The following is a 26,036-nucleotide window of genomic DNA, read 5'->3' on the forward strand; positions in this document are numbered from 1 at the left end:
GGGCAACAGGGCGGGGCGGAAGTTTTCTCGCCAACTTGCGTGAGCCTGTTCAGCCCTTCAGCGAAAGATTGCCGCTTTTGAGGGAAGCTACCGCCTGAAGAACGACGACAGAGTCGACCCCGCAGACGCCGTCTCCGGCTTGGCCGACGCAGGTTGCGCCGCAGGCGCAGGTGCAGGTGCGGGTTCCTCGCGCTTCGACGCGCGCTTGGAGGAGTAGCTGCGGCGGTGCTTGTCCGGTTTGGCGTTGGAGGCGGGGGCAGGTGCGGTTTCGGCTTGCGGCGTGGCGTCCTGGGTCTTCTCGGAGTTCTTCTCCTGAACCCTGTCCTGAGACTTCTCTTGTCCCTTCTCCGAGCCGCGCAGCGACAGGCGCTGGCCGTCGAACACGGTGGTCTCGCAATGGCGGTCGTTCTCGGCGAGGCCTGCGCAGAGCTTTGCGGCGGCCGCTGCATTGATCAGCGGACCGGCGCCGAGACGAAGCTGCATGCCGAGGCCGGCGTTGCCTTCCTTGATCATGATGATCGGGCGCAATGCTGCGATCTCCGGATTGGACTTGGTCAGACCGCGCCAGAGCGCACGCAGGCCGTCGATCGAGTTGGCGCCACCTAGGTCGATCGCAAAGCGGGTCTGCTGGACCGCGATCGCCGGTGGCTCGCTTTCGGTCGCCTCAGGCTTGGCCGCCACGGCGGCGACTTCAGTGGGGGCGGGCGCCGGCTCGGGCTTCTTCTCGGTTGTCTCGGGCTGAATCAGTTTCGATGCGGCCGGATCGGGCGGCGCCATGATCGACTTGGACGGCACCAGCGGAAGCGTCGGCGCCGGCGACTGCGATACGAGCGAGGCGGCAGCCGCGGTCTGCGGCGGCGGGCTCGTTTGATTCTTTGCCTGGTCCTTGGCGCCGTCCTTCGGCGTGTCCTTGGCGGCGTCTGCGCGCGGCTTGTCATTGGCCGGCGCCGCGGTCGAGGCGACCGGCGCAATGCTGGGAGCTGCGGGCGCCGGCTGTGCGGCCGCCACCGGCGCGTCCTGCGGCTTCGTTGCGGACGCCGGCGGCGGCGCGGCGCTCTGCTTGACGATGGCGCCGGTGACGGAATCGAGCCCTTGCTCCAGCACGGTGACGCGCGAATAGAGCCGGTCGCGATCGGTGTTCAGCGTCTCGATGGCGGAGGCCAAGTGACGCGCCTCGTTCTGGCTTTCCTTCGTCAGCATCTGGAGCCGGTCGGCCTGGCGCGACAGATCGGCGGACGCGACCTGGTCGCGCCGCCAGCCGAGCTGGGCCTGGTTGGCATACACGGCCAGCACGACGGCGCCGACCGCCGCCATGCCCCACGAGCCCAGCCGCCACATCAAGCTGCGGTCGAGCGTTCTCTCTTCGGCCACAAATCCGGAGAACAGCCCGCCGGTCTCCTTGGTGCCGAAGGCATCCGCCAGTGGATCGGAATCCTTTGCCATGAACGTAAAGTTGCCCAGCCCTGTCCGGCTTCCCCGAATCAATCAGGGAACATTAACAGGAAATGCGCCCCGCACTTGAACTCCGGGCGTTCGCGGGGGTAGCAAGGCGGGTAGCTTATGAGGCGGTCTTGCGCCGCCGACGCCAATCGATTCGGTTGAATTTGACAGGATTTCGATGACCGCCCGCTCAAGCCTCACGATTGTGCTCGCCGCCGGCGAAGGCACGCGCATGCGATCGAGCCTGCCAAAAGTGCTGCATCCCGTGGCAAGCCAGAGCCTGCTCGCCCATGTGCTCGCCGCCGCGCCGCAGGGAACCGGCACCTCGCTCGCTGTCGTGATCGGTCCCGACCATCACGCGGTGGCGGAGGAGGCCAGGCGGATTCGCCCCGACGCGCTCACCTTCGTGCAGGCCGATCGGCTCGGCACCGCGAATGCGGTGCTGGCGGCGCGCGATGCCATCGCGCGCGGCGTGGATGATCTCCTGATCGCGTTCGGCGATACGCCGCTGATCTCGGCCGAGACCTTTGCGCGGTTGCGCGCGCCGCTGGCCAAGGGCGCCGCAATTGCAGCGCTCGGCTTCCGTGCCGCCGATCCCACTGGCTACGGCCGTTTCATCGTCGAGGGCGACCGCCTCGTCGCGATCCGCGAGCAGGCCGACGCCAGCGCGGAGGAGCGCAAGATTGACCTGTGCAATGCCGGCGTGATGGCCATCGATGGCCGCCGCGCGCTCGCAATCCTCGAGCGGATCGGCAATACCAATTCGAAGGGCGAATACTATCTGACGGATGCGGTCGGCATTGTCGGCGAACAGGGATGGGAGTCCGTGGTGATCGAGACCAGCGAGGACGAGGTGCGCGGCATCAACACCAAGGCGCAGCTTGCTGAAGCGGAAGCCGTGATGCAGGCGCGGCTGCGCAAGGCGGCGATGGAGGCCGGCGTCACGCTGATCGCGCCGGAGACTGTGCATCTCGCCGCCGATACAGTGTTCGGCAAGGATGTGACCATCGAGCCCTTCGTGGTGATCGGACCGGGTGTGTCGATCGCCGACGGCACGGTGATCCATTCGTTCTCGCACATCGTGCAGACCACGCTCGGCAAGAACGTGTCGATCGGCCCCTATGCGCGGCTGCGTCCCGGCACCACGCTCGGCGATGGCGCAAAGATCGGCAATTTCGTGGAGACCAAGGCTGCGACCCTGGAGGCCGGCGTCAAGGTCAACCATCTCTCCTATGTCGGTGACGCCACCATCGGCGCCAATTCCAATATCGGCGCCGGCACTATCACCTGCAACTACGATGGCTTCAAGAAGCACAAGACCGTCATCGGGAAGGGCGCCTTCGTCGGCACCAACTCGTCGCTGGTGGCTCCCGTGAAGATCGGCGACGGTGCCTATATCGGCTCCGGCTCGGTGATCACCCGCGACGTGCCCGACGATGCGATGGCGCTGGAGCGAAACCAGCAGACCATCCGGGAAGGCGGCGCTACGCGCTATCGCGAGATGAAGACGGGCGGCAAGAAGCTCGAAACGAAGCCGGAGAAGTGAGCGGCGCTATTCGTCGTCGGAAAATTCCGAGAAGATCGCGCGCGTCAGGCGCCAGCCGCGCGGCTTGGCGCGTTTCGCCGGTTCGCCGGCAGCGTGCTTGATGAAGACAGGTTTGCTTTCCTTGCCGCGCTGGGGCGGCGGCCAATGCGCAAGGTGCGTGCCCGTCGTCTCGCTGGCGTGCACGTACAATGATGACAGACCTTTGCGGTCGGATGAGCCTTTCATGGCCTTGTCTCCTGAGACCGGAATCGTTGGTCAAATATGTTGACAGGAGGTTAACGCGCGCGGTTTAACGCCGGCCAATTCGACGCAGGCAAAGGTCCGCCGCCACCTGCTGCTGTCGCAATCGGCAATAATTATTGAGTAACTGGTTCCTTAGGAATTTCGCTAGAAACTGCACGCGTCGTTTTGACCATTTTCGACGATTTGGGGGATATTGATCCGCATGTGCGGGATTGTCGGCATTCTCGGGCGCCAGCCGGTTGCAGAGCAATTGGTGGATTCGCTCAAACGTCTTGAATATCGCGGCTATGACTCCGCGGGCGTCGCCACGCTCGAAGGCAGGCATCTTGAACGCCGCCGCGCCGAAGGCAAGCTGAAGAACCTCGAGAAGCGGCTGGAAGCGGAACCGCTCAAGGGCACCACCGGCATCGGCCATACCCGTTGGGCCACCCATGGCAAGCCCACCATGCACAATGCCCATCCGCATGCGACCGAGCGCGTCGCGGTGGTTCACAACGGCATCATCGAGAATTTCCGCGAGCTGCGCGCGGAACTCGAGAAGAAAGGCACGGTGTTCCACACCGAGACCGATACCGAGATCGTGCTGCACCTCGTCGACGATTTGCTCACGCGCGGCAACAAGCCCGTCGAGGCGGTGAAGCTGACGCTCGCGCAGCTGCGCGGCGCCTTCGCGCTCGGCTTCATTTTCGCCGGCGAGGACGATCTCATGATCGGCGCCCGCAACGGGCCGCCGCTCGCGATCGGCTATGGCGACGGCGAGATGTATCTCGGCTCGGATGCGATCGCGCTCGGCCCGTTCACCGACACCATCAGCTATCTCGAAGACGGCGACTGGGTCGTGCTGACCCACAGCAGCGCGACCATCTTCGACAAGAATGGCCATGCCGTCCCGCGCGACAAGATCAAGCACGCCGCCTCGGCCTCGCTGGTCGACAAGGCCAACTACCGCCATTTCATGGCGAAGGAAATCCACGAGCAGCCGGAAGTGGTCGGCCATACCCTCGCACGCTATGTCGACATGGCGACCGAGCGCGTGTTGCTGCCGGTCAAGCTTCCCTTCGACTTCAAGAACATCCAGCGCATCAACATCACCGCCTGCGGCACCGCGAGCTATGCCGGTTTCGTCGCAAAATACTGGTTCGAGCGTTTTGCGCGCGTGCCGGTCGAGGTCGACGTCGCCTCCGAATTCCGCTACCGCGAGGCGCCCTTGCGCAAGGGCGATCTTGCGATCTTCATCTCGCAGTCCGGCGAGACCGCCGACACGCTCGCGGCGCTGCGCTATGCCAAGGACCAGGGCGTGCACACGGTCGCCGTGGTCAACGTGCCGACCTCGACGATCGCACGCGAGAGCGAGACCGTGCTGCAAACGCTCGCCGGGCCCGAGATCGGTGTCGCCTCGACCAAGGCCTTCACCTGCCAGCTCATGGTGCTGGCAAACCTTGCCATTGCGGCCGGCAAGGCGCGCGGCGAATTGTCCGACGAGGACGAGACCAAGCTCGTGCACGGGCTGGTCGAGATCCCGCGCCTGATGGCAGCGGCGCTCACCACCGAGCTCCAGATCGAGAAGCTCGCGCGCGAGATCGCGAAGTCGCGCGACGTACTCTATCTCGGCCGCGGCACCAGCTTTCCGCTCGCGCTCGAAGGTGCCTTGAAGCTGAAAGAGATCTCCTACATCCACGCCGAAGGCTATGCCGCCGGCGAGCTCAAGCACGGGCCGATCGCGCTGATCGACGAGACCATGCCGGTCGTCGTCATCGCGCCCTACGACCGGGTGTTCGAGAAGACGGTATCGAACATGCAGGAGGTCGCCGCCCGCGGCGGCAACATCATCCTGATGACCGACGCCAAGGGCGCGGAGGAGGCGACTATCGAATCCCTGGTCACCATCGTCATGCCGGACATGGCGGCAGCCTTCACGCCGATGGTCTACGCCGTCCCCGTGCAGCTGCTCGCCTATCATACGGCCGTGGTGATGGGCACCGACGTCGACCAGCCGCGCAACCTGGCCAAGTCGGTGACGGTCGAATAGGCGGGAGGGAGCTACGCCGGTCGCGATGTGGTCTTCCAAAATCTGCTAGAAGACCCTAGCTTGAGTGTTGCGACCGACCTGGAACCCGAATGACCACCCGCGACGACGCGCCTGCACCTCTGCCTGATCCCATCCCGGAGCCTCATACCGGCCTGATGGGCCGCTTTCGCAACTATTTCCTGACCGGCCTCGTAGTGACGGGGCCGATTGCAATCACCCTGTATCTGGTCTGGTGGTTCGTCACCTGGGTCGACGGCGTGGTGCGGCCGTTCGTTCCGCTGGCGTACCGGCCCGAAACCTATATGCCCTACGTCGTTCCCGGCTGGGGACTGATCGTCGCAGTTTTCACGCTGACCTTGCTCGGCTTCCTGACCGCCAACCTGATCGGCCGCACCCTGGTCGATCTCGGCGAGACTTTTGTCGGCCGGATCCCGGCGGTGCGCGCGATCTATCGCGGCTTGAAGCAGGTGTTCGAGACTTTGTTCTCGGGCAAGGGCTCGAGCTTCCGTAAAGTCGGCTTGGTCGAATTCCCATCGCCGGGCATGTGGTCGATCGTGCTGATCTCGCAATCGCCGAACGAGGACGTCGCCCGCAGTCTGCCGGGGCAGGAGGAGCACGTCTCGGTGTTCCTGCCATGCTCGCCGAACCCGACCACCGGCTTCTTCTTCTACGTGCCCAAAAGCAAGATCATCGAGGTCGATATGAGCACAGAGGACGCCGCGACGCTGATCATGTCGGCTGGCGTGGTGCAGCCGGGATCGGCGCCCGACCCGCGGAAGGCGGCAGCCCTCGCCGGCATGGCGAATGCCGCCCGCATTGCCAATGCCTCCACTTCGCGGCCTGAGCCTGCGAAGGTGGAGTAGGGCCATTCCTGTGCGGGATGGCCGCATTCACGCACGTCTTCGCACCCTCTGCTAGTCTTCCGGCTGAACTGAGCGCACCGCTCGGAATTCGAACCGGAGTGTACGATGTCCCCAACCATTGCGATCCTCGCACCCGGCGCCATGGGCAGCGCTGTCGCCCGCCGACTGAGCGAGCACGGCGCGCGCGTGCTGACCTCGTTGAAGGGGCGCAGCGAGGCGACGCTGAAGCGGGCCGCGGATGCCGGCATGATCGGCGCCGAGGACGATGCAATTGCGAACGCCGACATCATCCTCTCGATCGTGCCGCCGGGCGAAGCCGTGGCGCTGGCCGAGCGCTTGGCCGCGCTGATCGTCAGGCGCGAGAAGAAGCCGGTCGTGATCGACTGCAACGCTGTCAATGTCGATACCGTGCAAAGAATCGAGGAGATCATCGGCTCGGCGCAAGCGCCGTTTGTCGATGCCGGCATCATCGGATTCCCGCCGCAGCCCGGCGGCAAGAGCCCGGCCTTCTACATGTCGGGGGAGCACGCCGGGGACGTCGCGGTGCTGAAAGACCTCGGGCTTGACGTGCGCATCGTCGAGGGACCTGTCGGCGCGGCCTCGGCGCTGAAAATGTCCTACGCGGGAATCGCCAAGGGCCTCGCCGGCATCGGCTCGGCCATGGTGGTCGCAGCAACCAAGGCCGGCGCGGCCGATGCGCTGCGCGACGAGCTTGCGCTGAGCCAGCCCGCGATTTTAGCGCGGCTCGAAGTCGCGCTGCCCGACATGATTCCGAAAGCCTATCGCTGGGTCGCGGAGATGCGGGAGATTTCCGGATTTCTCGGGGCGGACCATCCGGCCAGCCAGATCTACGAGGGTTTTGCGCGCTGGTTCGAGCATCTCGCGAAAGATGAGAACGGCGAGGCCGTGGATGCGAGCCTGCTGAAGGCGTTCGCGGCGAAAAGCGCGAAGAAGGGGTGAAGGTGGAGCTGCGCGCACTTCGCCTCGCCCCGTTTGCGGGAGAGGTTGGATCGCATCGAAGATGCAATCCGGGTGAGGGGGAGTTTGCGCGAGTCGTGCTGGTCGACATATGCAGAGCTTTATCTACATCGTCATTGCGAGCGCAGCGAAGCAAACCAGAGTCCCTCCGCGGAAGATTCTGGATTGCTGCGCTCGCAATGACGAGGAGGAGACGACGCGAAACCATCCGTCACCATCTTTGCGACAACTGCGGCTAACCCGCCCCGATCAGCGGAATCGCCTCGTCGCGTTCATACAAATACAGCAGGCATCTTAACGCCTCGCCGCGCTGGCTTTTGAGCTTCGGATCGTCCTTCATGATGCGCAGCGCCTCGTCGCGGGCCTGGGTGATCAGCTGGGCATGCACCTCCGAGCGCGCGATGCGGTAGCCGGGCAGGCCGCTCTGGCGCACGCCGAGCACGTCGCCTTCGCCGCGCAGCTTCAAATCCTCCTCGGCGATGCGAAAGCCGTCGGTGGTCTCGCGGATCACTTTCAGCCGCGCCTTCGACATCTCGCCGAGTGGCTCTGAGTAGAGCAGCAGGCAGGTGGATGCTTCCGAGCCGCGCCCGATGCGGCCGCGCAATTGGTGGAGTTGGGCGAGCCCAAAGCGCTCGGCGTTCTCGATCACCATGATGGTCGCGGCCGGCACGTCGACGCCAACCTCGACCACGGTGGTCGCGACCAACAGCCCGATCTCGTGGGCGGCGAACTGGCCCATCACGCGGTCCTTTTCAGCGCCCTTCATCTGGCCGTGGACCAGGCCGACGCGCTCGCCGAAATGCCTTTGCAAGCTTTCAAAGCGCTTTGTCGCATTGGTGAGGTGCTCGGTGCCTTCGGCCTCGGATTCTTCGACTAGTGGGCAGATCCAGTAAACGAGTTTGCCCGCCTGCAACGCGCGGCCGATGCTATCGGTAACCTCGCCGAGACGGCTCATCGAGATGGTGCGGGTTTCAATCGGCTGGCGGCCAGCCGGCTTCTCCCGCAGCTCGCTGATGTCCATGTCGCCGAAATAGGTCAGCACCAGCGTGCGCGGGATCGGCGTTGCGCTCAGCACCAGCACGTCGACGGCTTCGCCTTTCGACGTCAGGGCCAGCCGTTCGCGCACGCCAAAACGGTGCTGCTCGTCGACGATGGCGAGCGCAAGGTCGTGGAAGATCACGTCGTCCTGGATCAGGGCGTGGGTGCCGACGAGCAGGTCGATCTCGCCCTCGGCGAGCCGCAACAGGATCTCGCGCCGCTCCTTGCCCTTTTCGCGGCCGGTGAGGATCGCGACCCGCATCCCGGCGCGTTCGGCCAGCGGCGCGATGGTCTTGATGTGCTGGCGCGCCAGAATTTCGGTCGGCGCCATCAGGGCCGCCTGCTTGCCGACCTCAGTGACGGCGGCGGCAGCGAGCAGTGCCACCACGGTCTTGCCGGAGCCGACGTCGCCCTGAAGCAGGCGCAGCATGCGCACGGGCTGTTGAAGGTCGCTTGCGATTGCCGCCGCCGCGTCGCGCTGGGAAGACGTCAGCGCGTAGGGCAGGGCGTCGATGACCTTGTTGCGAAGATGCCCGTCGCCGGCATTGCGCACGCCGGCAGGCCGGCGCAATTGGGCGCGGATCAAAGCGAGCGCGAGCTGGCCGGCCAGCAGCTCGTCGAAGGCGAGGCGCGACCAGAAGCGTTGATCAGGCAAAATATCCGTGAGCTCGATCGGCTGGTGCACGCGGGTGAGCGCCTCGGCGATCGGCGGAAAATTGCAACGGCGCAGCACCTCCGGGCTGATCCACTCCGGCAGGGCCGGCAGCTTTTGCAGCGCTTGTGCGACCGCGCGGCGGAGCGAGCCCAGCGCCAGCCCTTGCGTCAGCGGATAGACCGGATCGATGCCCGAGAGCTTCGCGATGGCCTCTTCGTCGAGCACGCGGTCGGGATGCACGATCTGCGGGATGCCGTCGTACATCTGGAGCGTGCCGGAGACGAAGCGCTTCTCGCCCACCGGCAGCAGCTTCTCGACGTAGCCGGGCTTGGCGCGGAAGAAGGTCAGCACGACGTCGCCGGTATCGTCGCTGGCATAGACGAGATAGGGCGCGCGCGGATTGCGCGGCGGCGGCCTATGGCGGTCGACGGTGACCTCCAGCGTCACCATGGTTCCCTGGACGGCGTCGCGAATCTTCGGCCGCGCCCGGCGGTCGATGACCTGGCTCGGCAGATGCAGCAGCAAATCGACCAGCCGCGGCGTCTCATCGCGGCTGAGCAGATAGCGCAGCAGCTGATCCTGCTTTGGGCCTACGCCGGGCAGGCTGGTCACGGGAGCAAACAGCGGGTTGAGCAGGCTAGGGCGCATTCTCGCAACATTTGTCATGCGCGGGCTTGCCGTCTTCGCTCAAGCTTCGCCGGCCCAAGGCTGAAAGCCCGGCGAAGCCTTTGGCGGAGCAGGGACCCGCGCATCCATCTTTCGATGACGATGGATTGCCGGGTCAAGCCCGGCAATGACGGTCTCAAACAATTGCAACAACTAAAAGGCTGACAGCGACGGTCCGAGTGGCTATATCACCCCGGCCCGGCACGTCCGGGCTTTTGGCGTTTGACTGGAATTGCGACATGACGGGAACGACACGATCGAGCAACGGACTGGACGATCGCCGCAAGCGGCTTCTGTTCCGCTGCTGGCACCGCGGCACGCGCGAGATGGACCTGATCCTCGGCCGCTTCGCGGATGCCGAGATCGGCAATTTGTCCGACGACGAGCTGAGCGAGCTCGAAGGACTGCTCGACGTCAACGATCCCGATCTCTATGCCGCCATCACCGGCGATAAGGTGCTGCCGGCTGATGTCGCCGGCACGCTGTTTGATCGCATCAAGGCGTTTCCGATCGTGGACGTCAACGTATGAAGCAGCCGTCGAAGTCGCCGGCGGAGCTGCTCACGCCGGGCCGCGCGCTGACGCTTGCCAATGTCGCCGAAGGCGCCGAAGGCCTCGTCATTTCCGATCTCGCCCGCGCCATCGCCGCCCGGCCGAAGAAGCCCGCGGTCAGCCTCGCTGTGGTCTGCCGCGACGGGCCGCGGATGCAGCAGCTCGAACGCGCGCTGCAATTCTTCGCGCCCGATCTACCGGTGCTCCTGTTCCCGGCCTGGGACTGTCAGCCCTATGACCGCGTCTCGCCCCATGGCGGGATTCTGGCCCAGCGCCTGACCACGCTGGCGCGGCTCGCCTCGCTCACCGGCAGCGAAAAGCCGCTGATCGTGCTGACGACGGTGAACGCCGTCGTGCAGCGGGTGCCGTCGCGCGATCTCGTCGCGGCGCAGGCGCTGTCGGTCGCGCCCGGCAATGTGGTGCCGATGGATACCGTGGTCGCCTGGCTCGAGCACAACGGCTACAACCGCTCCTCGACCGTGCGCGAACCCGGCGAATATGCCGTGCGCGGCGGCATCCTCGATCTGTTTCCGGCAGGCCTCGACCAGCCGGTGCGTTTCGACTTCTTCGGCGACAGCCTGGAGTCGATCCGCTCGTTCGATGCCGAGACCCAGCGCACCATGCTTGATATGCGCTCGCTCGATCTCGTGCCGGTCTCGGAATTCCAGCTCGTCACCGACACTATCCGCCGCTTTCGCATGGGTTATGTCGCCGAGTTCGGCGCGCCCGAGCGCGACGATGCGCTCTACGAGGCGGTCAGCGAGGGCCGCCGCCATCCCGGCATGGAGCACTGGCTGCCGCTGTTCCAGGAACGGATGGACACGCTGTTCGACTATCTGCAAGGCGCAGCGGTTGCGATCGAGCCGCAGGCCGAGGACGCCGTGCGCGAGCGCTTCAAGCAGATCCTCGATTACTACCAGGCCCGCCGCGACGCGATGGAGCATCCGGGCGGCGGCGCCATCTACAAGCCGTTGCCGCCGGACCGGCTCTATCTGACCGAAGAGGAGTGGGGCAAGCGGCTCGCCGATGTGCCGCTGGCGCGGCTGACGCAGTTTTCGGTGCCGGCCGATGGCACAACCGTTGTGGATGCCGGCGCACGCAAGGGCCGCGACTTCGCGCCGGAGCGCAACGACACCAAGGTCAATGTCTTCGAAGCCGTCGTCGCCCATGTGCATGGATTGCTGGCCAACCGCAAGAAGGTGGTCATCGCGCTCTGGACCGAGGGCTCGCGCGACCGCATGATTTCGATGCTGCGCGACCACAAGCTCACCCCTGTGACCAGCGTCAACAGCTGGCGCACGGTACAGGCGACCCCGCGCAACGAGACCATGCTTGCCGTGCTCGGCCTCGAAAGTGGCTTTGAGACCGACGAGATTGCGCTCATCAGCGAGCAGGACATCCTTGGCGACCGCCTGGTACGGCCGCGCAAGGCCAGCCGCAAGCTCGACAATTTCATCTCGGAGATCACGAGCCTCGCGGCCGGGGACATCGTCGTCCATGTCGATCACGGCATCGGCCGCTTCATCGGGCTGCAGACGCTCGACGTCGCCGGGGCGCCGCATGATTGCCTCGAGCTGCATTATGCCGCCGAGACCAAGCTGTTTTTGCCCGTCGAGAATATCGAGCTGCTGTCGCGCTACGGCTCCGACCAGACCACGGTCGAGCTCGACCGCCTCGGCGGTTCGGGCTGGCAGACCCGCAAGGCAAAACTTAAGAACCGCATCCGCGAGATCGCGGGCGAGCTGATCAAGATCGCCGCCGAACGCCATTTGCACGAGGCGCCAAAGCTGCCGGTGCAGCCTGGCGTCTATGACGAGTTCTGCGCACGCTTCCCTTATGACGAGACCGAGGACCAGCTGGGCGCGATCGAGTCCACGCTGAAGGATCTCGAAAAGGGCCGCCCGATGGACCGGTTGATCTGCGGCGACGTCGGCTTCGGCAAGACCGAGGTGGCGTTGCGCGCGGCGTTTGCCGTGGCGCTCGAAGGCAAGCAGGTCGCGGTCGTGGTGCCGACCACGCTGCTCGCGCGCCAGCACTACAGGACGTTTACCGAGCGCTTCAAAGGCTTTCCCGTGCAGGTCGCGCAGGCCTCGCGCCTGGTCCTCACCAAGCAGCTCAATGAGGTCAAGAAGGGCATCGCCGATGGCTCGGTCGACATTGTCGTGGGCACCCATGCGCTGCTCGGCAAGGCGATCAAGTTCCGCGATCTCGGCCTGCTCATTGTCGACGAGGAACAGCATTTTGGCGTCAGCCACAAGGAGCGGCTGAAAGCGCTCCGCGCCGAGGTGCATGTGCTGACGCTGTCGGCGACGCCGATCCCGCGCACCCTGCAACTGGCGCTGACCGGCGTGCGCGAACTCTCGATCATTGCCTCGCCCCCGGTCGATCGCCTTGCGGTGCGCACCTTCGTCGCCCCGCATGATCCCCTGATGATCCGCGAGGCGCTGCTGCGCGAGCGCTATCGCGGCGGCCAGGCGTTCTACGTGGTGCCGCGCATCGACGACCTCGCCGAGGTCAAGGATTTCCTCGACAAGAACGTGCCGGAGATGAAGATCGCGGTCGCGCACGGCCAGATGCCGCCCGCCGTGATCGAGGACATCATGACGGCGTTCTACGACGGCAAGTTCGACATCCTGCTGTCGACCACCATCGTGGAATCCGGCCTCGACATTCCCAACGCCAACACCCTGATCGTGCACCGCGCCGACATGTTCGGCCTCGCCCAGCTCTATCAGCTCCGCGGCCGCGTCGGCCGCTCCAAGCTGCGCGCCTATGCGCTGTTCACGCTGCCGGCACAGCAGAAGATCACCGCGCAGGCCGAGCGCCGGCTCACCGTGCTGCAATCGTTGGAGACGCTGGGCGCCGGCTTCCAGCTCGCTTCGCACGACCTCGACATCCGCGGCGCCGGCAACATCCTGGGCGAGCAGCAGTCCGGTCACATCAAGGAGGTCGGCTTCGAGCTCTACCAGTCGATGCTGGAGGAGGCGATCGTCAACCTCAAGGCCGGCGTTTCCGAGCCTGCCGCCGACCGCTGGTCGCCCACGATCACGATCGGCATGCCCGTGCTCATTCCCGAGGACTATGTCAGCGACCTCTCGGTGCGGCTGTCGCTCTACCGCCGCCTGGCCGATCTCGACAGCGAGGAGGAGATCGAGAACTTTGGCGCCGAGATGCGCGATCGCTTTGGCGTGCTGCCGGACGAAGTGCGATACCTGTTCAAGGTCGCCGCGATCAAGGCGTTCTGCCGCCAGGCCAATGTCGGCAAGATCGATGCCGGCCCGAAGGGCGCCGTCATCGCTTTCCGCGACAATTCCTTTGCCCACCCCGACCGTCTGGTCACGTTCATCCGCAGCCACGGCCAGGCCGCGAAGGTGCGGCCCGACATGAAAGTGGTGTTCTTCCAGGACTGGGAGACGCCAGAGGAGCGGCTCGCCGGCACCACCGAGATCATGCGCCAGCTGGCGCAGCTCGCGCTGGGCAAGAAGGCGGCGTGAGGCGGCCCGTCCCTCACCCTCGTCATTGCGGGCGATTGTTGCGGCAGCGCCCGAGAAAACTACGACGCCGCGCGCGGCGCCTCGGCGGACAACCGCCCGAGCAGTGACCGCGCCGTATCCGACGGCGACAGCGAATCCACGCTGACGACGGGATCGCTGCGCATCTCGTGCTTGCCGTTCGAGGTGTGCCGCATCACTGCGGAGAGGCGGCGGGCGATCATGTGCGCGGTGCGGAAGTCGGTTTCCGCGAACACGACGATCACCGAGCCATCCTTCTGCGCGGCGCCGAAATCCATCTGCCGCATCAGCCGGCTCAGGATCCGGGCGGCATCCAACTGAGCGCGCGGATTGCCTGGATCGAAGGCGAAGCGCGCCACCGACAGGCCACCGCCGCGAGCGAGCGTCTGCTCCACCGCTCTTGCGAAATCACGGGCGAACGCTTCCGGCGTGAGCAGGCCGCTGCGCGGGTCAAGCAAGCCGCCGGCGTCGATCGAGCGCAGCGTGCGGCTCAGTTGCGCTTCCATGGCGTGCTGGCGGATCAAGGGCAGCGCATTGGCGGCGACTTTCGCCGGCTCGCCGGGGATCAGCTCGAGATTGGGCATGTCGTAGCTCTGCGTGAGCTGGTGTGCGGTGAGGATCACGGGCAGGCTGCGGAAGCGGGTGTCCTCGGCCAGCACCGTGAGAAAGGCGTCGGCGACGCGCGGGGTAAATCCTTCGGCAAGCACGACGCCATCGATGTGGCGGGTATTGAGATGCTTTGCCGCGGCCTCGATCGAGAGCGCACCGATGACGCCGACACGTTCGCCGAGCGCGACGGAGAGCGCGGGATAGGCCGCGCCGCGACCGATCAGGAGCACGGTGGCATCGCGCGCGGGATCGGCCTCCGGCAACGAGACCTTCACCTCCGGCAGCCGGCGCAGCACCGTTGCATGCAGGGTGCGCACGCGGAGTGCGGCGCGGAGCCGCGCGACCAGGCGGTCCGGATTGCCGCCTTGCGAGGAGAAGGGCAGGGCGTTGTGGGGCAGCCTGCCTTGCGGGTCCAGTGCGACCAGCGGCAGGTACAGCGATTGGTCGGCGACCTCTTTCGCGAGCGCGGCGATATGCGGCTCGTGTCCGCCGCGCATCGCGGCGAGAACCGCGGCCGGCTGCATCTCCTGGACGGCGCGCGCAGCGCTGGCCCAATCGCTGTCGACGAGGGGAAAGAGCCGCGCCTCGTCCAGCGCCGCAATGAAGGCCGGCCGCTCGGCATCGGACACAAACAGGATCGGACCGGCTTGGGACATCGCAAACTCTGATCGCGCAATCGATGCTGCGCAATCTAGTTTGGCCGCCTTAATGCAGCGTCAACGCATCTGCCGAAACTGCGCTCAAGCCGGCCCGGAACGGTCGCGAAATGCCTCGACCATCAGGGGGTTAAGCCCGAGTTCGCTGAGTGCCTCGCGGGCGCGGGCATTGTCCTGGGCCCGGCCAGCCAGCCGGTGACCAGAGAGCCGGTCGGGCAGGGCGGTCAGCAGCGCGCCCTGGCCAAGCCGGCGCGCCCATTCCTGGAGATCGTTGGAGAGGAAGCGGTAGCCGCCGACGGCCATGATGCCGGAGGGCGGCGCGGTGATGCAGATCGCACCGCTGGGACGGTCGATCCGCGCGGCATAGCCGGTGTCGACATAGTCGCGCGGCAGCTGCGCCGTCAGGGTGTCGACGGGCTGCGGCAGGGCGTAGGCTGCGATCGGCACCATCGGCCCGCGCAGGCCGAGCGTGCCCTTCGGCGTCAGCAGGATCTCGCCGGCGATCGAGGAGCCCGACTGCTCGCGCGGCGCGCCGTGCGGCCCGGGCATCACCGCCACCGGCATGCCGTTCTCGCCGCGCCGGGCGCCAAACAATCCGGCCTCGCCGAACAGATAGACGTCCGTAAGCGGCGCATGCGGTGCGATCCAGGCTTCGCTCGCCGCCACCTGCTCGGGCGCGCGCCACAGGCCGATGATGTTGCGCAAGGTCGGCATCCGCGCGGCGAGATCGGAATCGCCGAGCCGCAGGGCGAGCTGCGCGGGCGCAATCAGCACCTGGCACTCATGCTCGTTGATCTGCTGCTCCAGCACGTCGATCTCGAAGGGGTGATGCAGCGCCAGTGTGCCGCCGCAGAGCAGCCACACCGCAAGCGAGGACGCGAGCCCCACGAACGACATCGGCGTGAACGCTGTCATCACCGTCGCACCCTGCTTGATGTCAGCTTCCAGCGACATCGCAAGGCCGCCGGCGATCAGGCTGAAATGCGGCCGCGGCACCGGGCGAAAGCCCTCCGCGGTGACGTCGAACGAGATCATCGCCGCCTTGCGGCCGTCCTGGATCACGGCGCGGGTGGTGCCGGGCGGGCGCGCCATCACCTCGTCGAGCGAGGCCATGCCTTCGGGCAGGTCGGTGCCGAAGCCGCAGACATGGCGGATCGAGAAGGCCTCGGCCGCGGCGTGCATGGCGAGGTCGGAATAGTTGACGCCGTCGACCTTGCTCATGGTGACGATGGCGCGCGCCGCGGTGCGGTTCAGCGCAGCGGTTAGTTCCGCATGGCGCCAGAGCAGCGGCAGCACGGCGACCACGAGGCCGGCGCGATGGGCGGCGAGCACCGTGAGCACGAACTCGACCGTGTTGGGCAGCTGGATCGCGATGACCGAATTGGCCGGCAGGCCAGATTCGACGAAATAGGCCGACAGTGCTTCGATAGCGGTGTCGGCCTCTGCATAGGTCAGCCGCCGCGGCTGGTGGCCGGTCACGCGCGGCTTGTTGAGCGGATCGAGCAGGGCCAAAGCGTGCGGCTGCCCGGACAGCGTGCGCTGGAACAGCGTGTCGAGCGTCGGCGATACGGCTGGCTGGTTCACGGCGTCACTTCGCTTGACTGGCTTTAGGCTCACCCTTCGACCACCAGCTCTCCGGAAGGTAGCCGGACAGCGCGGTTGCCTTTGGCCGTTCTATCCGATTCCAGCGCGCGATCCATTGCTCCGATACGTTAAACAGGGGGATTGTGTAGAAGCCGGCGATCAAAGCCCTGTCGAGCGCCCGCACCGCCGAGACGAAGTCCGTATGATCACGGGCCTCGAGCAGGGCTGCGATCATGGCATCGACCGCCGGATCTTTGGCGCCCATGTAGTTGCGGGTGCCCGGATTGTCGGCGGCGTCGCTGCCCCAATAGAAATATTGCTCGTTGCCGGGCGACAGCGACTGGTCCCAGCGGTTCTGGATCATGTCGAATTCGTAGCCGAGCCGGCGCTGGTCGAACTGCACGGGATCGACCGAGCGCACGGTCGGCGCGATGCCGGCCCGCTTGAGATCGCGCTGGAAGGCGAGCGCGATGCGTTCCTGATCGCGGGTCGTCACCAAAATCTCGAAAGTGAGGGGGGCCTTGGTGGCGCGGTTGCGCAGCACGGTGCCGTCGAGATCGTAGCCGGCCTCGGACAGAAGTTTCAGCGCGGCGCGGAGCGTCGTTCGGTCGCGCCCCGAGCCGTCGGTCATCGGCAGACGGTAGCTGCCGTCCAGGATGTCGGGCGGGATCTGCGCTGCAAAGGGCCGTAGCAGTTCGCGCTCGCGCGCATCGGCAGGATGGCCATAGGCCGACAGGTCCGAGCCGGCGAAATAGCCGGCCACGCGCGAATATAGCCCGAAGAAGTAGTTGCGATTGATCAGTTCGAAGTCGAACAAAAGCGTCAGCGCCTGGCGCACGCGGATGTCAGCGAAGATCGGACGCCTTGTATTGAACACCAGGAATTCCGAGGGCTGCGGCATGCCCGGCTTGATGGTATCGCGGATCACTTCGCCGCTCTTCGCCGCCGGAAAATCGTAGCCCTCGTGCCAGCGCAGCGGTTCGTTCTCGACGCGGAAATCATAGAGGCCGCGCTTGAAGGCTTCGAATTGGCCGTTGGCCTCGCGAAAATAGTCGAGCCGGATCTCGTCGAAATTGTAGAGGCCGCGATTGATCGGCAGGTCGCGGCCCCAATAATCGGGATTGCGGGTCAATGTCACGCTGGCACCGGGCTTCACGGCCGTCACGCGATAGGGACCCGAGCCGATCGGGCCCGCCAGTGTCGTCTCCTCGAAGGTTGCGACATCGACCGCGTGCTTCGGCAGGATCGGCATCAAGCCCAGGATCAGCGGCAATTCCCGGTCATTGGCGCCGGTGAGGTCGAAGCGAACGGTGAGGGGATCGAGCGCCTCGAGCTTGGTGACCTTGGAATAATACTGCCGGTGGTTCGGGCGGCCGTGGTCACGCAGCAGCTGCCAGGAGAACAGGACGTCCTCGGCGAGCACCGGCTTGCCGTCGGAGAAGCGGGCGCGGGGATCGAGGCGGAAGGTGACGAAGGTCCGCTCGTCGTCGGTCTCGACCGATTTGGCGAGGAGGCCATAAAGCGTGAACGGCTCGTCATTGCCGCGCGCCAGCAGGCTCTCGACCACGTAGCTCCGGATCTGCTGCACGGCCAGTCCCTTGACGATGAACGGATTGAGGCTGTCAAAGGTGCCGAGCATGCCCCAGGTCAGCCGCCCGCCCTTGGGCGCGTCGGGATTGGCGTAGGGCATGTGGCTGAAATCGGCAGGGAGCGCCGGCTTGCCGTGCATGGCGATGGCATGGGCCTCCTCGGCCTGCGCCCCGCTGGCCGACAGCGCGATGGCCAGGACAAACGTGAAGGCAAACGCGAGGCGGACGCCGGGGCCCTCGAAAAGGCGCTGGAACATGAACATCGGCACACGTTGATTCGAGGAGCGGCGGGTCTGAATCCTATCACAGGGAATTTCGCGGAGGTCAGGCCCTGATGCGGCCAAAGATGGTTGTCGGCATTGATCTTTTCGTCGGCCACGCTATGAAGGCGGGCAATCGCGCAAGTGCGCCGAGCCCGTCACTTATCCGCCTCAATTGACGGGGAGAGAGCCGCGCCCAAAGCGGCTAGGTTCGGCGCTTCGGAGCGGTTCGGGCGCTTCCCGTTCAGAAAGGGTTTTCCGCAATGAATTTCCGTTACTTGGCCGCGTCCGTCCGGCCGCGCGGGCGACTTCTCGCCCTGTTGACGGCGACGGCGTTGGCCGTTCCTGTTGCTGCTGAGGCGCAGACTCCAGCGCCGGCTCCTGGCACGCCCAAGGCGGCGCCGAAAGCCGCGCCGAAGGCCGCCCCCAAGGCTCCGGCGCCCGCCCAGACGCCCCAGGCCCAGCAGGCCCCCGCTCAAGGCGCTCCGGCGCAGCAGGGCGCGGCTCAGCCGGCGGATCAGCAGATCCAGCTGATCTACGCCCCCTGGACCAAGTTCTGCCTCAAGGGCCAGGACGCTAACGCCAAGCAGGTCTGCTTCACGGGCAAGGACGGCCGCATCGAATCGGGTCAGCCGGTCATCGCGGCTGTGATCATCGAGCCGGAAGGCGAGCCCAAGAAGATCCTGCGCGTGACGCTGCCGCTCGGCATGCAGCTCGTGCACGGCACCCGTATCATCGTCGACAGCAATGCGCCGCTGCAGAGCCCCTATGTGATCTGCTTCCAGAACGGCTGCATGTCGGACTACGAGGCGACGCCCGAGCTTCTCGCCAACATGAAGAAGGGCCAGAACCTCGTGGTGCAGGCGATCAACGCCAACGGCGCACCGCTGACCTTGCCGCTGCCGCTCGCCGGCGAATTCCAGAAGGCCTATGACGGTCCGCCGACCGACCCGAAGGTGTTCGAGGAAACCCAGAAGAAGCTTCAGGAAGAGCTTCAGAAGAAGGCCGACGAGCAGCGCAAGAAGCTCGAGCAGCAGAGTGGTGCGCCTGGCGCCGCTCCCGCCGGTCAGAAGTAATCGGGCCAAATCCCGAACATGAAAAAGGCGCTCACCTCGAGCGCCTTTTTTTGCTGACCGCTTGCTGGCGGCGAATTCAGTTCAACGACGGATTGCGCGGCCGATACCCGCCGCCCTTGTCCTTGATGAAAATCTCGGCGACCTGGGAATGACGGATCGGCTCGCCGGATTCGTCCGGCAGCAGGTTCTGCTCGGAGACATAGGCAACGTATTCCGACTCAGCGTTCTCCGCGAGCAGGTGATAGAACGGCTGATCCTTGTGGGGCCGCGCCTCCTCGGGGATCGACAGCCACCATTCCTCGGTGTTGTTGAATTCCGGATCGATGTCGAAGATCACGCCCCGGAACGAGAAGATCCGGTGGCGCACGACCTGTCCGATCTGGAATTTGGCGGTCCGCGCTTTAATCATTCCCCGTCGATAGACCAGGATTGTGGCCGATGCTAGTGGCCTGAATTGGAATTAACCTTCGCTTAAGGGGCGGATAGCCCCCAGGTCCTCAGAAAACACTTCATCAATGGTCGATATCCTCAATCTGGCCCTACCTTATTTTGGCCTGATCTTCGTCGGTTTTGCCTGCGGCAAGGTCAAGTCGTTGCCGGAATCGGGCTTGGCCTGGATGAACTTCTTCCTGCTCTACGTGTCGCTGCCGGCGCTGCTGTTTGCGATCATGTCGAAGACGCCGTTTTCGGAGCTGAACAACCCGCCGTTCCTGGTTGCGACCACGCTGTCGACGGTTGCGGCGTTCACCCTCGCGCTCGTCCTCGGCAAGGTTCTTGGCCGGCTGTCGCTGCGCGAGGCGACGCTCGCCGGCCTGTCCGGCGGCTACGGCAATATCGGCTACATGGGACCGGGGCTGGCGCTTGCCGTGCTCGGAGCGAAGGCCTCGGCCCCGACGGCACTGATCTTCTGCTGCGACAGCATCTTCCTGTTCACGATCGTGCCGCTCCTGATCGAGCTTTCCGACCGCGACCATCCCTCGCTGGTGCACGCCTTCGGCGTCGTGCTGAAGCAGATCGTGCTCAACCCGCTGATCATGTCGGCCTGCTTTGGCGCGGCGGTCGCGGCGCTGCATATCGAATTGCCGGTCGCGCTCGACCGCACCATCACCTTCCTCCAGAACGCGGCGGCTCCAACCGCGCTGTTCGTGCTCGGCGTGACGGTGGCGCTGCGCCCGTTCGATCGCGTGCCCTGGGAAGTGCCGGGCGTGATCGCGGTCAAGCTCGTGATCCATCCACTCACGGCGTTCGGCCTGATGCTGGCATTCGGCCCGTTCGCGCAGCCTTGGGCCGCGACCGCGGTGCTGATGGCCTCGCTGCCGCCGGCGCTGAACGTGTTCGTGATCGCCCGGCAGAACGATGCCTGGATCGAATCCGCCTCCGTCGCCGTGCTGCTCGGGACTTTTGCGTCCGTGGTCACGCTGACGAGCGTGATGTGGTTGCTCCAGAGCGGCCGGCTGGCGTTTCCCTGAGCGCGCGCTTTACCTTCGCCAGATTACCTTCGCCAAGTCGGCGTCAGCCCCTCGCGCATGGCGAAGCGGCGGAGCGGGCCGATGGCGCCGAGCAGGTGCATGCCGATGGCACGAACCGGCTGGAGCGGCAGGAAATCGTTGAGCAGGGAGCGGTTGGCGATATCGATCGCAAACGTCCGGCTCAAGATGTCCGGCCGCCGCGCCCGATCGTAGCGCCTGAGCACGTCGGGGGCCCCGGGATCGCAACCGGCGGCGACGGTTTCGCCTGCGAGTCTGGCAATATCGGCGGCATCCCGCAGGCCGAGATTGAGGCCCTGGGCGCCGATCGGAGGAACCACATGGGCGGCTTCGCCGACCAGCGCGATGCGGTCCCGGGCGAAGGATTTGGGCCGCTCGATCGCCAGCGGGAACAGGTGGCGTCCCGGCTCGACCGTCATACGCCCCAAAATGGAATGTGACTGCTTCTCGATCGCAGCGGACAGCTCCGCGTCGCTTAAGCCGCGCAGCCGTTCGGCCTCTGCGGGCGCCGCGACCCAGACGATGCTGGAGCGGTCGCCGGGCAGGGGCACGAACACGCAGGGACCGTGCGGCGTGTGGAATTCGGTCGAGACGTTGCGATGCGGCCGCACGTGGCTGACGTTGAAGGTCAGCGCGGTCTGCGTCAGGTCGCGCCGCGTCACCAAGATGCCGGCGGCCTCGCGGCACAGCGAATGGCGGCCGTCGGCGCCGACCACCAGCCGGGCCGAGAGGAATTTTCCGGACGCCGTGCCGATCGCGACGTCGTCGGCTTCCATCACGACGGCCTCGGCCTCGTCGTCGAAACGGACGAGGCCCGGCAATTCAGCCGCGCGGGCTTCCAGGGCCATCATCAGCGAGCGGTTGTCGATGTTGTAGCCGAAGGCGTCGAGATCGATTTCGTGACAGGAGAACCGCACCTCCGGCGCCCGGAACAGCCGCCCGGTGTCGTCGACGAGGCGCATGACTTCGAGCGCGGCGGCCTTGTCCTTGCAGCGCGGCCAGACGTCGAGCGTCTCCAGCAGCCCGACGGAGGCGCCAAGCAGCGCGGTGGTGCGGTTGTCGGCATAGGGCAGGCGCCGCGCCACCAGCGCGGTCCGGGCGCCGGCTTGCGCCAGCGCGATGGCCGCCGCAAGGCCAGCTGGTCCGCCGCCGATCACGGCTGCGTCAAAGAGCGTCGATACGTCTGTCATGGAACGACAATTGACACGCTCCACGGCAAATTCAAGCCCGCTGATTTTGCCTGATTTTATGACGAATTGTGCGACCGAGCGCCGCAATGGCGGATGTGCAAACCGGTGTCATTCTGATAGCAGGAGCCATGGACAGCCAAGAGGATTCCCTGAAGCCGACGCCTGCGATCCGCGCCGCGGCCTTCTCGGTGCACATCTTCACCGCTTTCGGCGCGGCGATCGCGCTGCTGGCGATGCTGGAGGCCGTGCGCGAGCACTGGGCGGCGATGTTTCTGTGGCTGGGCATGGCGCTGATCATCGATGCGATCGACGGTCCGATCGCGCGCCGGCTCGACGTCAAGAACGTGCAGCCAAACTGGTCGGGCGAAGTGCTCGATCTCGTCGTCGACTTCGTCACCTATGTCTTCGTGCCGGCCTACGCCATCGTGGCGAGCGGTCTGCTGCTGCCGGTCGCGGCGCCTCTGCTCGGCGTCGCCATCATCGTCACCAGCGCGCTTTATTTCGCCGATCTGCGCATGAAGGCGGACGACAATCATTTTCGCGGGTTTCCGGCACTGTGGAATGCGGCGGCGTTCTATCTGTTTCTGCTGCACTGGCCGCCGCTGCTGTCCACTCTGCTGGTCGCAGCGCTGGTGGTGCTGACTTTCGTGCCGTTCCATGTGCTGCATCCGGTGCGCGTGGTGCGGCTGCGCTGGCTGACGATGTCGCTCATCGCGATCTGGGCGCTGCTCGGGCTCTACGCGCTGAAGATGGACTTTCACGTCGGCACGACCGTCACCGTGGCGCTCTGCGCGATCGCGCTCTGGATCGTCTTCAGCGACGCATTGATCCGGTTCGTAAGATCCTTCGCGTGATGCATCTGCTCACCAGCCCCGAAGCCTGGGCCGCGCTGCTCACCTTGACGTCGCTCGAGATCGTGCTCGGAATCGACAACGTCATCTTCCTGTCGGTGATCGTCTCGCGCATTCCCGAGAAGCAGGCAAATCGCGTCCGCCAGATCGGGCTGGCGCTGGCGCTGGTATTCCGCATCATCCTCCTTAGCGTGCTGGTCTGGCTGATCGGCCTGACCGCGCCGGTGTTTTCGTTCGGCGGTTACGACTTCTCCTGGCGCGATCTCATCCTGATCGGCGGCGGCCTGTTCCTGATCGCGAAAGCGACCCACGAGATCCATGCCGAGGTCGACGCGGGCGATGAGGACGGTGAGGGTGCCCCTGGCCGCAACGCCTTCTTCTGGGTGATTGTGCAGATCATCGTCATCGACATCGTGTTCTCGCTGGACTCGATCATCACCGCGATCGGCATGGCCCAGGACATCGAGATCATGATAGCGGCCGTCGTGATCGCCTGCCTGATCATGTACATTTCCTCTGGTCCCGTGTCGCGATTCGTCGCGGAGCATCCGACCACCAAGATGCTGGCGCTGGCGTTTTTGGTGCTGATCGGGGTCGCGCTGGTCGCGGACGGATTCCAATTCCACATTCCGCGCGGCTACATCTATTTCGCGATTGCGTTCTCGGCTGCGGTCGAGTTCTTCAACGTGCTGGCGAAGCGAAACCGCAGGAAAGCCGCCAAATAGTTCGGTTCCTGCGTTCAGTGCTGGCGTCGAGTTGACAAGGCGGGCGCGATGTCTTTCGCTCATCCGCGAGAAGACCGAGAGGAGGTCAAACGATGACCAAAGCCGTCCGTGTGCACAAGGTCGGAGGCCCCGAGGCCCTGGTCTATGAGAGCGTCGATGTGCCTGCGCCTGCTACCGGCGAGGTGCGCATCCGCCAGCATGCGGTCGGGCTGAACTTCATCGACGTCTATTATCGCACCGGGCTCTACAAGGCGCCGGGGCTGCCTTTTATCGCCGGCAACGAAGCCGCGGGCGAGGTCGTCGCGGTCGGACCGGGCGTCACGAATTTTCATCCCGGCGACCGCGTCGCCTATTATCACAATCTCGGCGCCTATGCGGGCGAGCGCAACATTCCCTTGGAGCGGCTGGTCAAGCTGCCCGACCACATCACCTACGAGCAGGGCGCCGTGCTGATGCTCAAGGGGCTCACGGTCTGGTATCTCCTGCACAAGACATTCAAGGTCGAGCCGCATCACCGCGTGCTGATCCACGCCGCGGCTGGCGGCATCGGCCTGCTTGCCTGCCAGTGGGCGAGGGCGATGGGCGCTCATGTGATCGGCACGGTCGGCTCGCGCGAGAAGGCCGAGCTCGCCGAGGCCAATGGCTGCGATCACGTTATCCTCTACAACGAGGAAGACTTTGTCGCACGCGTAAAACAGATCAGCCGCAACGAGGGCTGCGACGTCGTCTATGACGGCGTCGGCAAGTCGACATTCCCGGGCTCGCTGTCCTGCCTGAAGCCGCGCGGCATGTTCGTCTCCTTCGGCAATGCCTCCGGGCCCGTGCCGCCGTTCTCGATCGCCGAGCTCAACAATCACGGCTCGCTGTTTGCGACACGGCCGAAGCTCAACGACTACATCGGCAAGCGCTCGGAGCTGCTGGAAGGCGCCGATACGCTGTTCGCTGCCGTCATCAACGGCAAGCTGCACGTGCCGATCAACCATGCCTACGCGCTGAAGGACGCCGCCAAGGCGCATATCGATCTCGAAAGCCGCAAGACCACGGGCGCGTCGATCCTGAAGCCATAGTTAGTTTCTCTCGTCATTGCGAGCGAAGCGAAGCAATCCAGGGCTGCATCCGCAGAAGCAGTCTGGATTGCTTCGTCGCAAGGGCTCCTCGCAATGACGAGGCCTACGCCACCCGCCGTGCCGCACCCGCCTTCGTCAATATCCCGTCGAGACAATCGATCATCTCGGCGATCTCCGCCTTCGTGACGTTCAGCGCCGGCATGAAGCGCAGTGCGTCGACTTGCGGTGCGTTCAGCAGCACGCCGGCCTCGAACGCCTGCGCGACGATGCCGGGTGCGATCGGCAGCTTGAGGTCGAGCGCCAGCAGCAGGCCGCGGCCCCGCACCTCGCCGAGGCCGTGCCGGGCCGAGACCTTCTGCAACTCGCTTTCGAGTAGCAGGCCGGTCTCGGCGACCGACTTGAGGAAGTCGGGCTGGCTGACCTCCTCCAGCACCGCGAGCCCCGCCGCGCACATAATCGGGTTGCCGTTGAACGTGCCGCCCTGGTCGCCGTGCTCGAAACAGGCCGCGCGTTCGGTCGCAAGCAGGGCCGCGAGCGGAACGCCGCCGCCGATGCCCTTGCCGAGCGTCATGATGTCGGGCGCGATGCCAGCGTGCTCATAGTGGAAGAGCTTGCCGGTCCGGCCCATGCCAGTCTGGATCTCGTCGAAGACCAAGAGCAGGCCGTGCGCCTCGGTGAGCGCGCGCAGCTCCTGCAGGAACTGATCGGTCGCGGGCCACACGCCGGACTCGCCCTGGATCGGCTCGAGCATCACAGCGACGGTGTTGCTGTTGATCAGCTTTTCGACCGAGGCAATGTCGTTGAGCTTCGCCTTCTTGAAGCCCGCAACCTTCGGCTCGAACAGTGGTTCGAAAGCCTTCTTGCCCGAGGCCGACATCGTCGCCAGCGTGCGGCCGTGAAAGCCGCCTTCGAAGCTGATAATGTCGAACGCGCCGTTCCTGTGCAGGCTGCCAAATTTGCGCGCGAGCTTGATTGCGCCCTCGTTGGCTTCCGCGCCGGAATTGGCGAAGAACACTTGGTCGAAGGCGCTGTTTGCGACGAGCGCCTGCGCCAGCTTGAGGCTCGGCTCGTTGTAGAAGGCCGGGCTCGGCGTCAACAGCCGCTTGGCCTGTGCGGCAAGCGCGTCCGCGATCGCCGGCGGCGAGTGGCCGAGACAGTTCACGGCCCAGCCCTGCACGAAATCGAGATAGCGCTTGCGGCTGTCGTCCCAGAGGTAGGAGCCGGCGCCGCGGACGAACACCGTCTTGGGCCGTGCGGTGATGTCCATCAGCGCGTCATATGGATCGATGGCGTCGGTCATGTCGAACTCCTCTGGAGGCGGGTGGAAAGGGCGCGCGAAAAGCAGAAAGGCCGCACTTTGCGGGTGCGGCCTTCTCGAAAACTCTGCTGATGTCAGTGCTTCAGCGGCGTCGTCGGACATG

Annotated in this window: 20 protein-coding genes; 11 read left to right on the plus strand and 9 right to left on the minus strand. The window is 65.5% G+C overall.

Annotated features, from left to right (window positions below; genetic code table 11):
* Positions 1-87: 87 nt before the first annotated feature.
* Positions 88-1,443, minus strand: coding sequence for a hypothetical protein (locus tag FXV83_RS22230; RefSeq protein ID WP_148741519.1), 1,356 nt, complete (start codon positions 1,441-1,443; stop codon positions 88-90).
* A gap of 175 nt (positions 1,444-1,618) precedes the next feature.
* On the opposite strand from FXV83_RS22230, the gene glmU reads away from it, so the two are divergent.
* Positions 1,619-2,986 carry a bifunctional UDP-N-acetylglucosamine diphosphorylase/glucosamine-1-phosphate N-acetyltransferase GlmU gene (gene glmU, locus FXV83_RS22235; RefSeq protein WP_148741520.1) on the plus strand — a complete coding sequence of 456 codons (1,368 nt, stop codon included), beginning with the start codon at positions 1,619-1,621 and terminating at the stop codon, positions 2,984-2,986.
* A 6-nt stretch (positions 2,987-2,992) separates the two neighbouring features.
* Here glmU and FXV83_RS22240 read toward each other — a convergent pair whose 3' ends face one another.
* A complete protein-coding gene (locus tag FXV83_RS22240) occupies positions 2,993-3,211 on the minus strand; it encodes a hypothetical protein (protein ID WP_148741521.1) in 219 nt (72 codons plus the stop codon).
* A 220-nt stretch (positions 3,212-3,431) separates the two neighbouring features.
* Between FXV83_RS22240 and glmS the strand changes: the two genes are divergently transcribed.
* From glmS to FXV83_RS22255, 3 genes are all read left to right on the plus strand, one after another.
* Entirely contained in the window at positions 3,432-5,258 is a 1,827-nt protein-coding gene (glmS, locus tag FXV83_RS22245) for a glutamine--fructose-6-phosphate transaminase (isomerizing) (RefSeq protein ID WP_148741522.1), read from the plus strand.
* An 89-nt stretch (positions 5,259-5,347) separates the two neighbouring features.
* Positions 5,348-6,121, plus strand: coding sequence for a DUF502 domain-containing protein (locus FXV83_RS22250; protein ID WP_148741523.1), 774 nt, complete (start codon positions 5,348-5,350; stop codon positions 6,119-6,121).
* A 105-nt stretch (positions 6,122-6,226) separates the two neighbouring features.
* Positions 6,227-7,081, plus strand: a complete 855-nt coding sequence (locus FXV83_RS22255; protein ID WP_148741524.1) for an NAD(P)-dependent oxidoreductase — start codon at positions 6,227-6,229, stop codon at positions 7,079-7,081.
* A 253-nt stretch (positions 7,082-7,334) separates the two neighbouring features.
* On the opposite strand, the gene recG is transcribed toward FXV83_RS22255, so the two are convergent.
* Entirely contained in the window at positions 7,335-9,440 is a 2,106-nt protein-coding gene (gene recG, locus FXV83_RS22260; protein WP_148741525.1) for an ATP-dependent DNA helicase RecG, read from the minus strand.
* Positions 9,441-9,697: 257 nt separating this feature from the next.
* On the opposite strand from recG, the gene FXV83_RS22265 reads away from it, so the two are divergent.
* The gene (locus tag FXV83_RS22265; protein ID WP_148741526.1) at positions 9,698-9,988 is read left to right on the plus strand and encodes an FAD assembly factor SdhE; all 291 of its coding nucleotides are present in this window, start codon (positions 9,698-9,700) and stop codon (positions 9,986-9,988) included.
* Entirely contained in the window at positions 9,985-13,503 is a 3,519-nt protein-coding gene (gene mfd / locus FXV83_RS22270; protein ID WP_148741527.1) for a transcription-repair coupling factor, read from the plus strand. The genes FXV83_RS22265 and mfd overlap by 4 nt, the downstream gene beginning before the upstream one ends.
* Positions 13,504-13,562: 59 nt before the next feature.
* Here the strand turns inward: mfd and FXV83_RS22275 are convergent, their stop codons facing one another.
* From FXV83_RS22275 to FXV83_RS22285, 3 genes are all read right to left on the minus strand, one after another.
* Positions 13,563-14,786: a GGDEF domain-containing protein gene (locus tag FXV83_RS22275; protein ID WP_148741528.1), complete on the minus strand. Its 1,224-nt coding sequence runs from the start codon at positions 14,784-14,786 to the stop codon at positions 13,563-13,565.
* An 84-nt stretch (positions 14,787-14,870) separates the two neighbouring features.
* Positions 14,871-16,370 carry an AMP-binding protein gene (locus FXV83_RS22280; protein ID WP_148741529.1) on the minus strand — a complete coding sequence of 500 codons (1,500 nt, stop codon included), beginning with the start codon at positions 16,368-16,370 and terminating at the stop codon, positions 14,871-14,873.
* Between the two features lie 4 nt (positions 16,371-16,374).
* Complete coding sequence (locus FXV83_RS22285) at positions 16,375-18,222, minus strand: extracellular solute-binding protein (RefSeq protein WP_187436074.1); 1,848 nt, start codon at positions 18,220-18,222, stop codon at positions 16,375-16,377.
* Between the two features lie 260 nt (positions 18,223-18,482).
* Between FXV83_RS22285 and FXV83_RS22290 the strand changes: the two genes are divergently transcribed.
* Complete coding sequence (locus FXV83_RS22290) at positions 18,483-19,295, plus strand: invasion associated locus B family protein (RefSeq protein ID WP_148741531.1); 813 nt, start codon at positions 18,483-18,485, stop codon at positions 19,293-19,295.
* Between the two features lie 76 nt (positions 19,296-19,371).
* Here the strand turns inward: FXV83_RS22290 and hspQ are convergent, their stop codons facing one another.
* Positions 19,372-19,704: a heat shock protein HspQ gene (hspQ, locus tag FXV83_RS22295; protein WP_148741532.1), complete on the minus strand. Its 333-nt coding sequence runs from the start codon at positions 19,702-19,704 to the stop codon at positions 19,372-19,374.
* A 106-nt stretch (positions 19,705-19,810) separates the two neighbouring features.
* On the opposite strand from hspQ, the gene FXV83_RS22300 reads away from it, so the two are divergent.
* The gene (locus FXV83_RS22300; RefSeq protein WP_148741533.1) at positions 19,811-20,764 is read left to right on the plus strand and encodes an AEC family transporter; all 954 of its coding nucleotides are present in this window, start codon (positions 19,811-19,813) and stop codon (positions 20,762-20,764) included.
* A gap of 23 nt (positions 20,765-20,787) precedes the next feature.
* Here the strand turns inward: FXV83_RS22300 and FXV83_RS22305 are convergent, their stop codons facing one another.
* Entirely contained in the window at positions 20,788-21,972 is a 1,185-nt protein-coding gene (locus FXV83_RS22305; RefSeq protein WP_148741534.1) for a UbiH/UbiF family hydroxylase, read from the minus strand.
* A gap of 86 nt (positions 21,973-22,058) precedes the next feature.
* Between FXV83_RS22305 and pcsA the strand changes: the two genes are divergently transcribed.
* From pcsA to FXV83_RS22320, 3 genes are all read left to right on the plus strand, one after another.
* Entirely contained in the window at positions 22,059-22,826 is a 768-nt protein-coding gene (pcsA, locus tag FXV83_RS22310; RefSeq protein WP_148741535.1) for a phosphatidylcholine synthase, read from the plus strand.
* Positions 22,823-23,548: a TerC family protein gene (locus FXV83_RS22315; RefSeq protein WP_148741536.1), complete on the plus strand. Its 726-nt coding sequence runs from the start codon at positions 22,823-22,825 to the stop codon at positions 23,546-23,548. The genes pcsA and FXV83_RS22315 overlap by 4 nt, the downstream gene beginning before the upstream one ends.
* A 92-nt stretch (positions 23,549-23,640) precedes the next feature.
* The gene (locus FXV83_RS22320; protein ID WP_148741537.1) at positions 23,641-24,615 is read left to right on the plus strand and encodes a quinone oxidoreductase family protein; all 975 of its coding nucleotides are present in this window, start codon (positions 23,641-23,643) and stop codon (positions 24,613-24,615) included.
* A 103-nt stretch (positions 24,616-24,718) separates the two neighbouring features.
* On the opposite strand, the gene FXV83_RS22330 is transcribed toward FXV83_RS22320, so the two are convergent.
* A complete protein-coding gene (locus tag FXV83_RS22330; RefSeq protein ID WP_148741539.1) occupies positions 24,719-25,915 on the minus strand; it encodes an acetylornithine transaminase in 1,197 nt (398 codons plus the stop codon).
* Positions 25,916-26,036 lie beyond the last annotated feature (121 nt).

Origin of the sequence: Bradyrhizobium hipponense, assembly GCF_008123965.1 — a bacterium.
GTDB lineage: Bacteria > Pseudomonadota > Alphaproteobacteria > Rhizobiales > Xanthobacteraceae > Bradyrhizobium > Bradyrhizobium hipponense.

Coding starts and splice junctions, on each gene's coding strand:
- FXV83_RS22230 (WP_148741519.1), bottom strand. CDS start 1,443: ATGGCAAAGGATTCCGATCCACTGGCGGATGCCTTCGGCACCAAGGAG.
- glmU (WP_148741520.1), top strand. CDS start 1,619: ATGACCGCCCGCTCAAGCCTCACGATTGTGCTCGCCGCCGGCGAAGGC.
- FXV83_RS22240 (WP_148741521.1), bottom strand. CDS start 3,211: ATGAAAGGCTCATCCGACCGCAAAGGTCTGTCATCATTGTACGTGCAC.
- glmS (WP_148741522.1), top strand. CDS start 3,432: ATGTGCGGGATTGTCGGCATTCTCGGGCGCCAGCCGGTTGCAGAGCAA.
- FXV83_RS22250 (WP_148741523.1), top strand. CDS start 5,348: ATGACCACCCGCGACGACGCGCCTGCACCTCTGCCTGATCCCATCCCG.
- FXV83_RS22255 (WP_148741524.1), top strand. CDS start 6,227: ATGTCCCCAACCATTGCGATCCTCGCACCCGGCGCCATGGGCAGCGCT.
- recG (WP_148741525.1), bottom strand. CDS start 9,440: ATGCGCCCTAGCCTGCTCAACCCGCTGTTTGCTCCCGTGACCAGCCTG.
- FXV83_RS22265 (WP_148741526.1), top strand. CDS start 9,698: ATGACGGGAACGACACGATCGAGCAACGGACTGGACGATCGCCGCAAG.
- mfd (WP_148741527.1), top strand. CDS start 9,985: ATGAAGCAGCCGTCGAAGTCGCCGGCGGAGCTGCTCACGCCGGGCCGC.
- FXV83_RS22275 (WP_148741528.1), bottom strand. CDS start 14,786: ATGTCCCAAGCCGGTCCGATCCTGTTTGTGTCCGATGCCGAGCGGCCG.
- FXV83_RS22285 (WP_187436074.1), bottom strand. CDS start 18,222: ATGTTCATGTTCCAGCGCCTTTTCGAGGGCCCCGGCGTCCGCCTCGCG.
- FXV83_RS22290 (WP_148741531.1), top strand. CDS start 18,483: ATGAATTTCCGTTACTTGGCCGCGTCCGTCCGGCCGCGCGGGCGACTT.
- hspQ (WP_148741532.1), bottom strand. CDS start 19,704: ATGATTAAAGCGCGGACCGCCAAATTCCAGATCGGACAGGTCGTGCGC.
- FXV83_RS22300 (WP_148741533.1), top strand. CDS start 19,811: ATGGTCGATATCCTCAATCTGGCCCTACCTTATTTTGGCCTGATCTTC.
- FXV83_RS22305 (WP_148741534.1), bottom strand. CDS start 21,972: ATGACAGACGTATCGACGCTCTTTGACGCAGCCGTGATCGGCGGCGGA.
- pcsA (WP_148741535.1), top strand. CDS start 22,059: ATGGCGGATGTGCAAACCGGTGTCATTCTGATAGCAGGAGCCATGGAC.
- FXV83_RS22320 (WP_148741537.1), top strand. CDS start 23,641: ATGACCAAAGCCGTCCGTGTGCACAAGGTCGGAGGCCCCGAGGCCCTG.
- FXV83_RS22330 (WP_148741539.1), bottom strand. CDS start 25,915: ATGACCGACGCCATCGATCCATATGACGCGCTGATGGACATCACCGCA.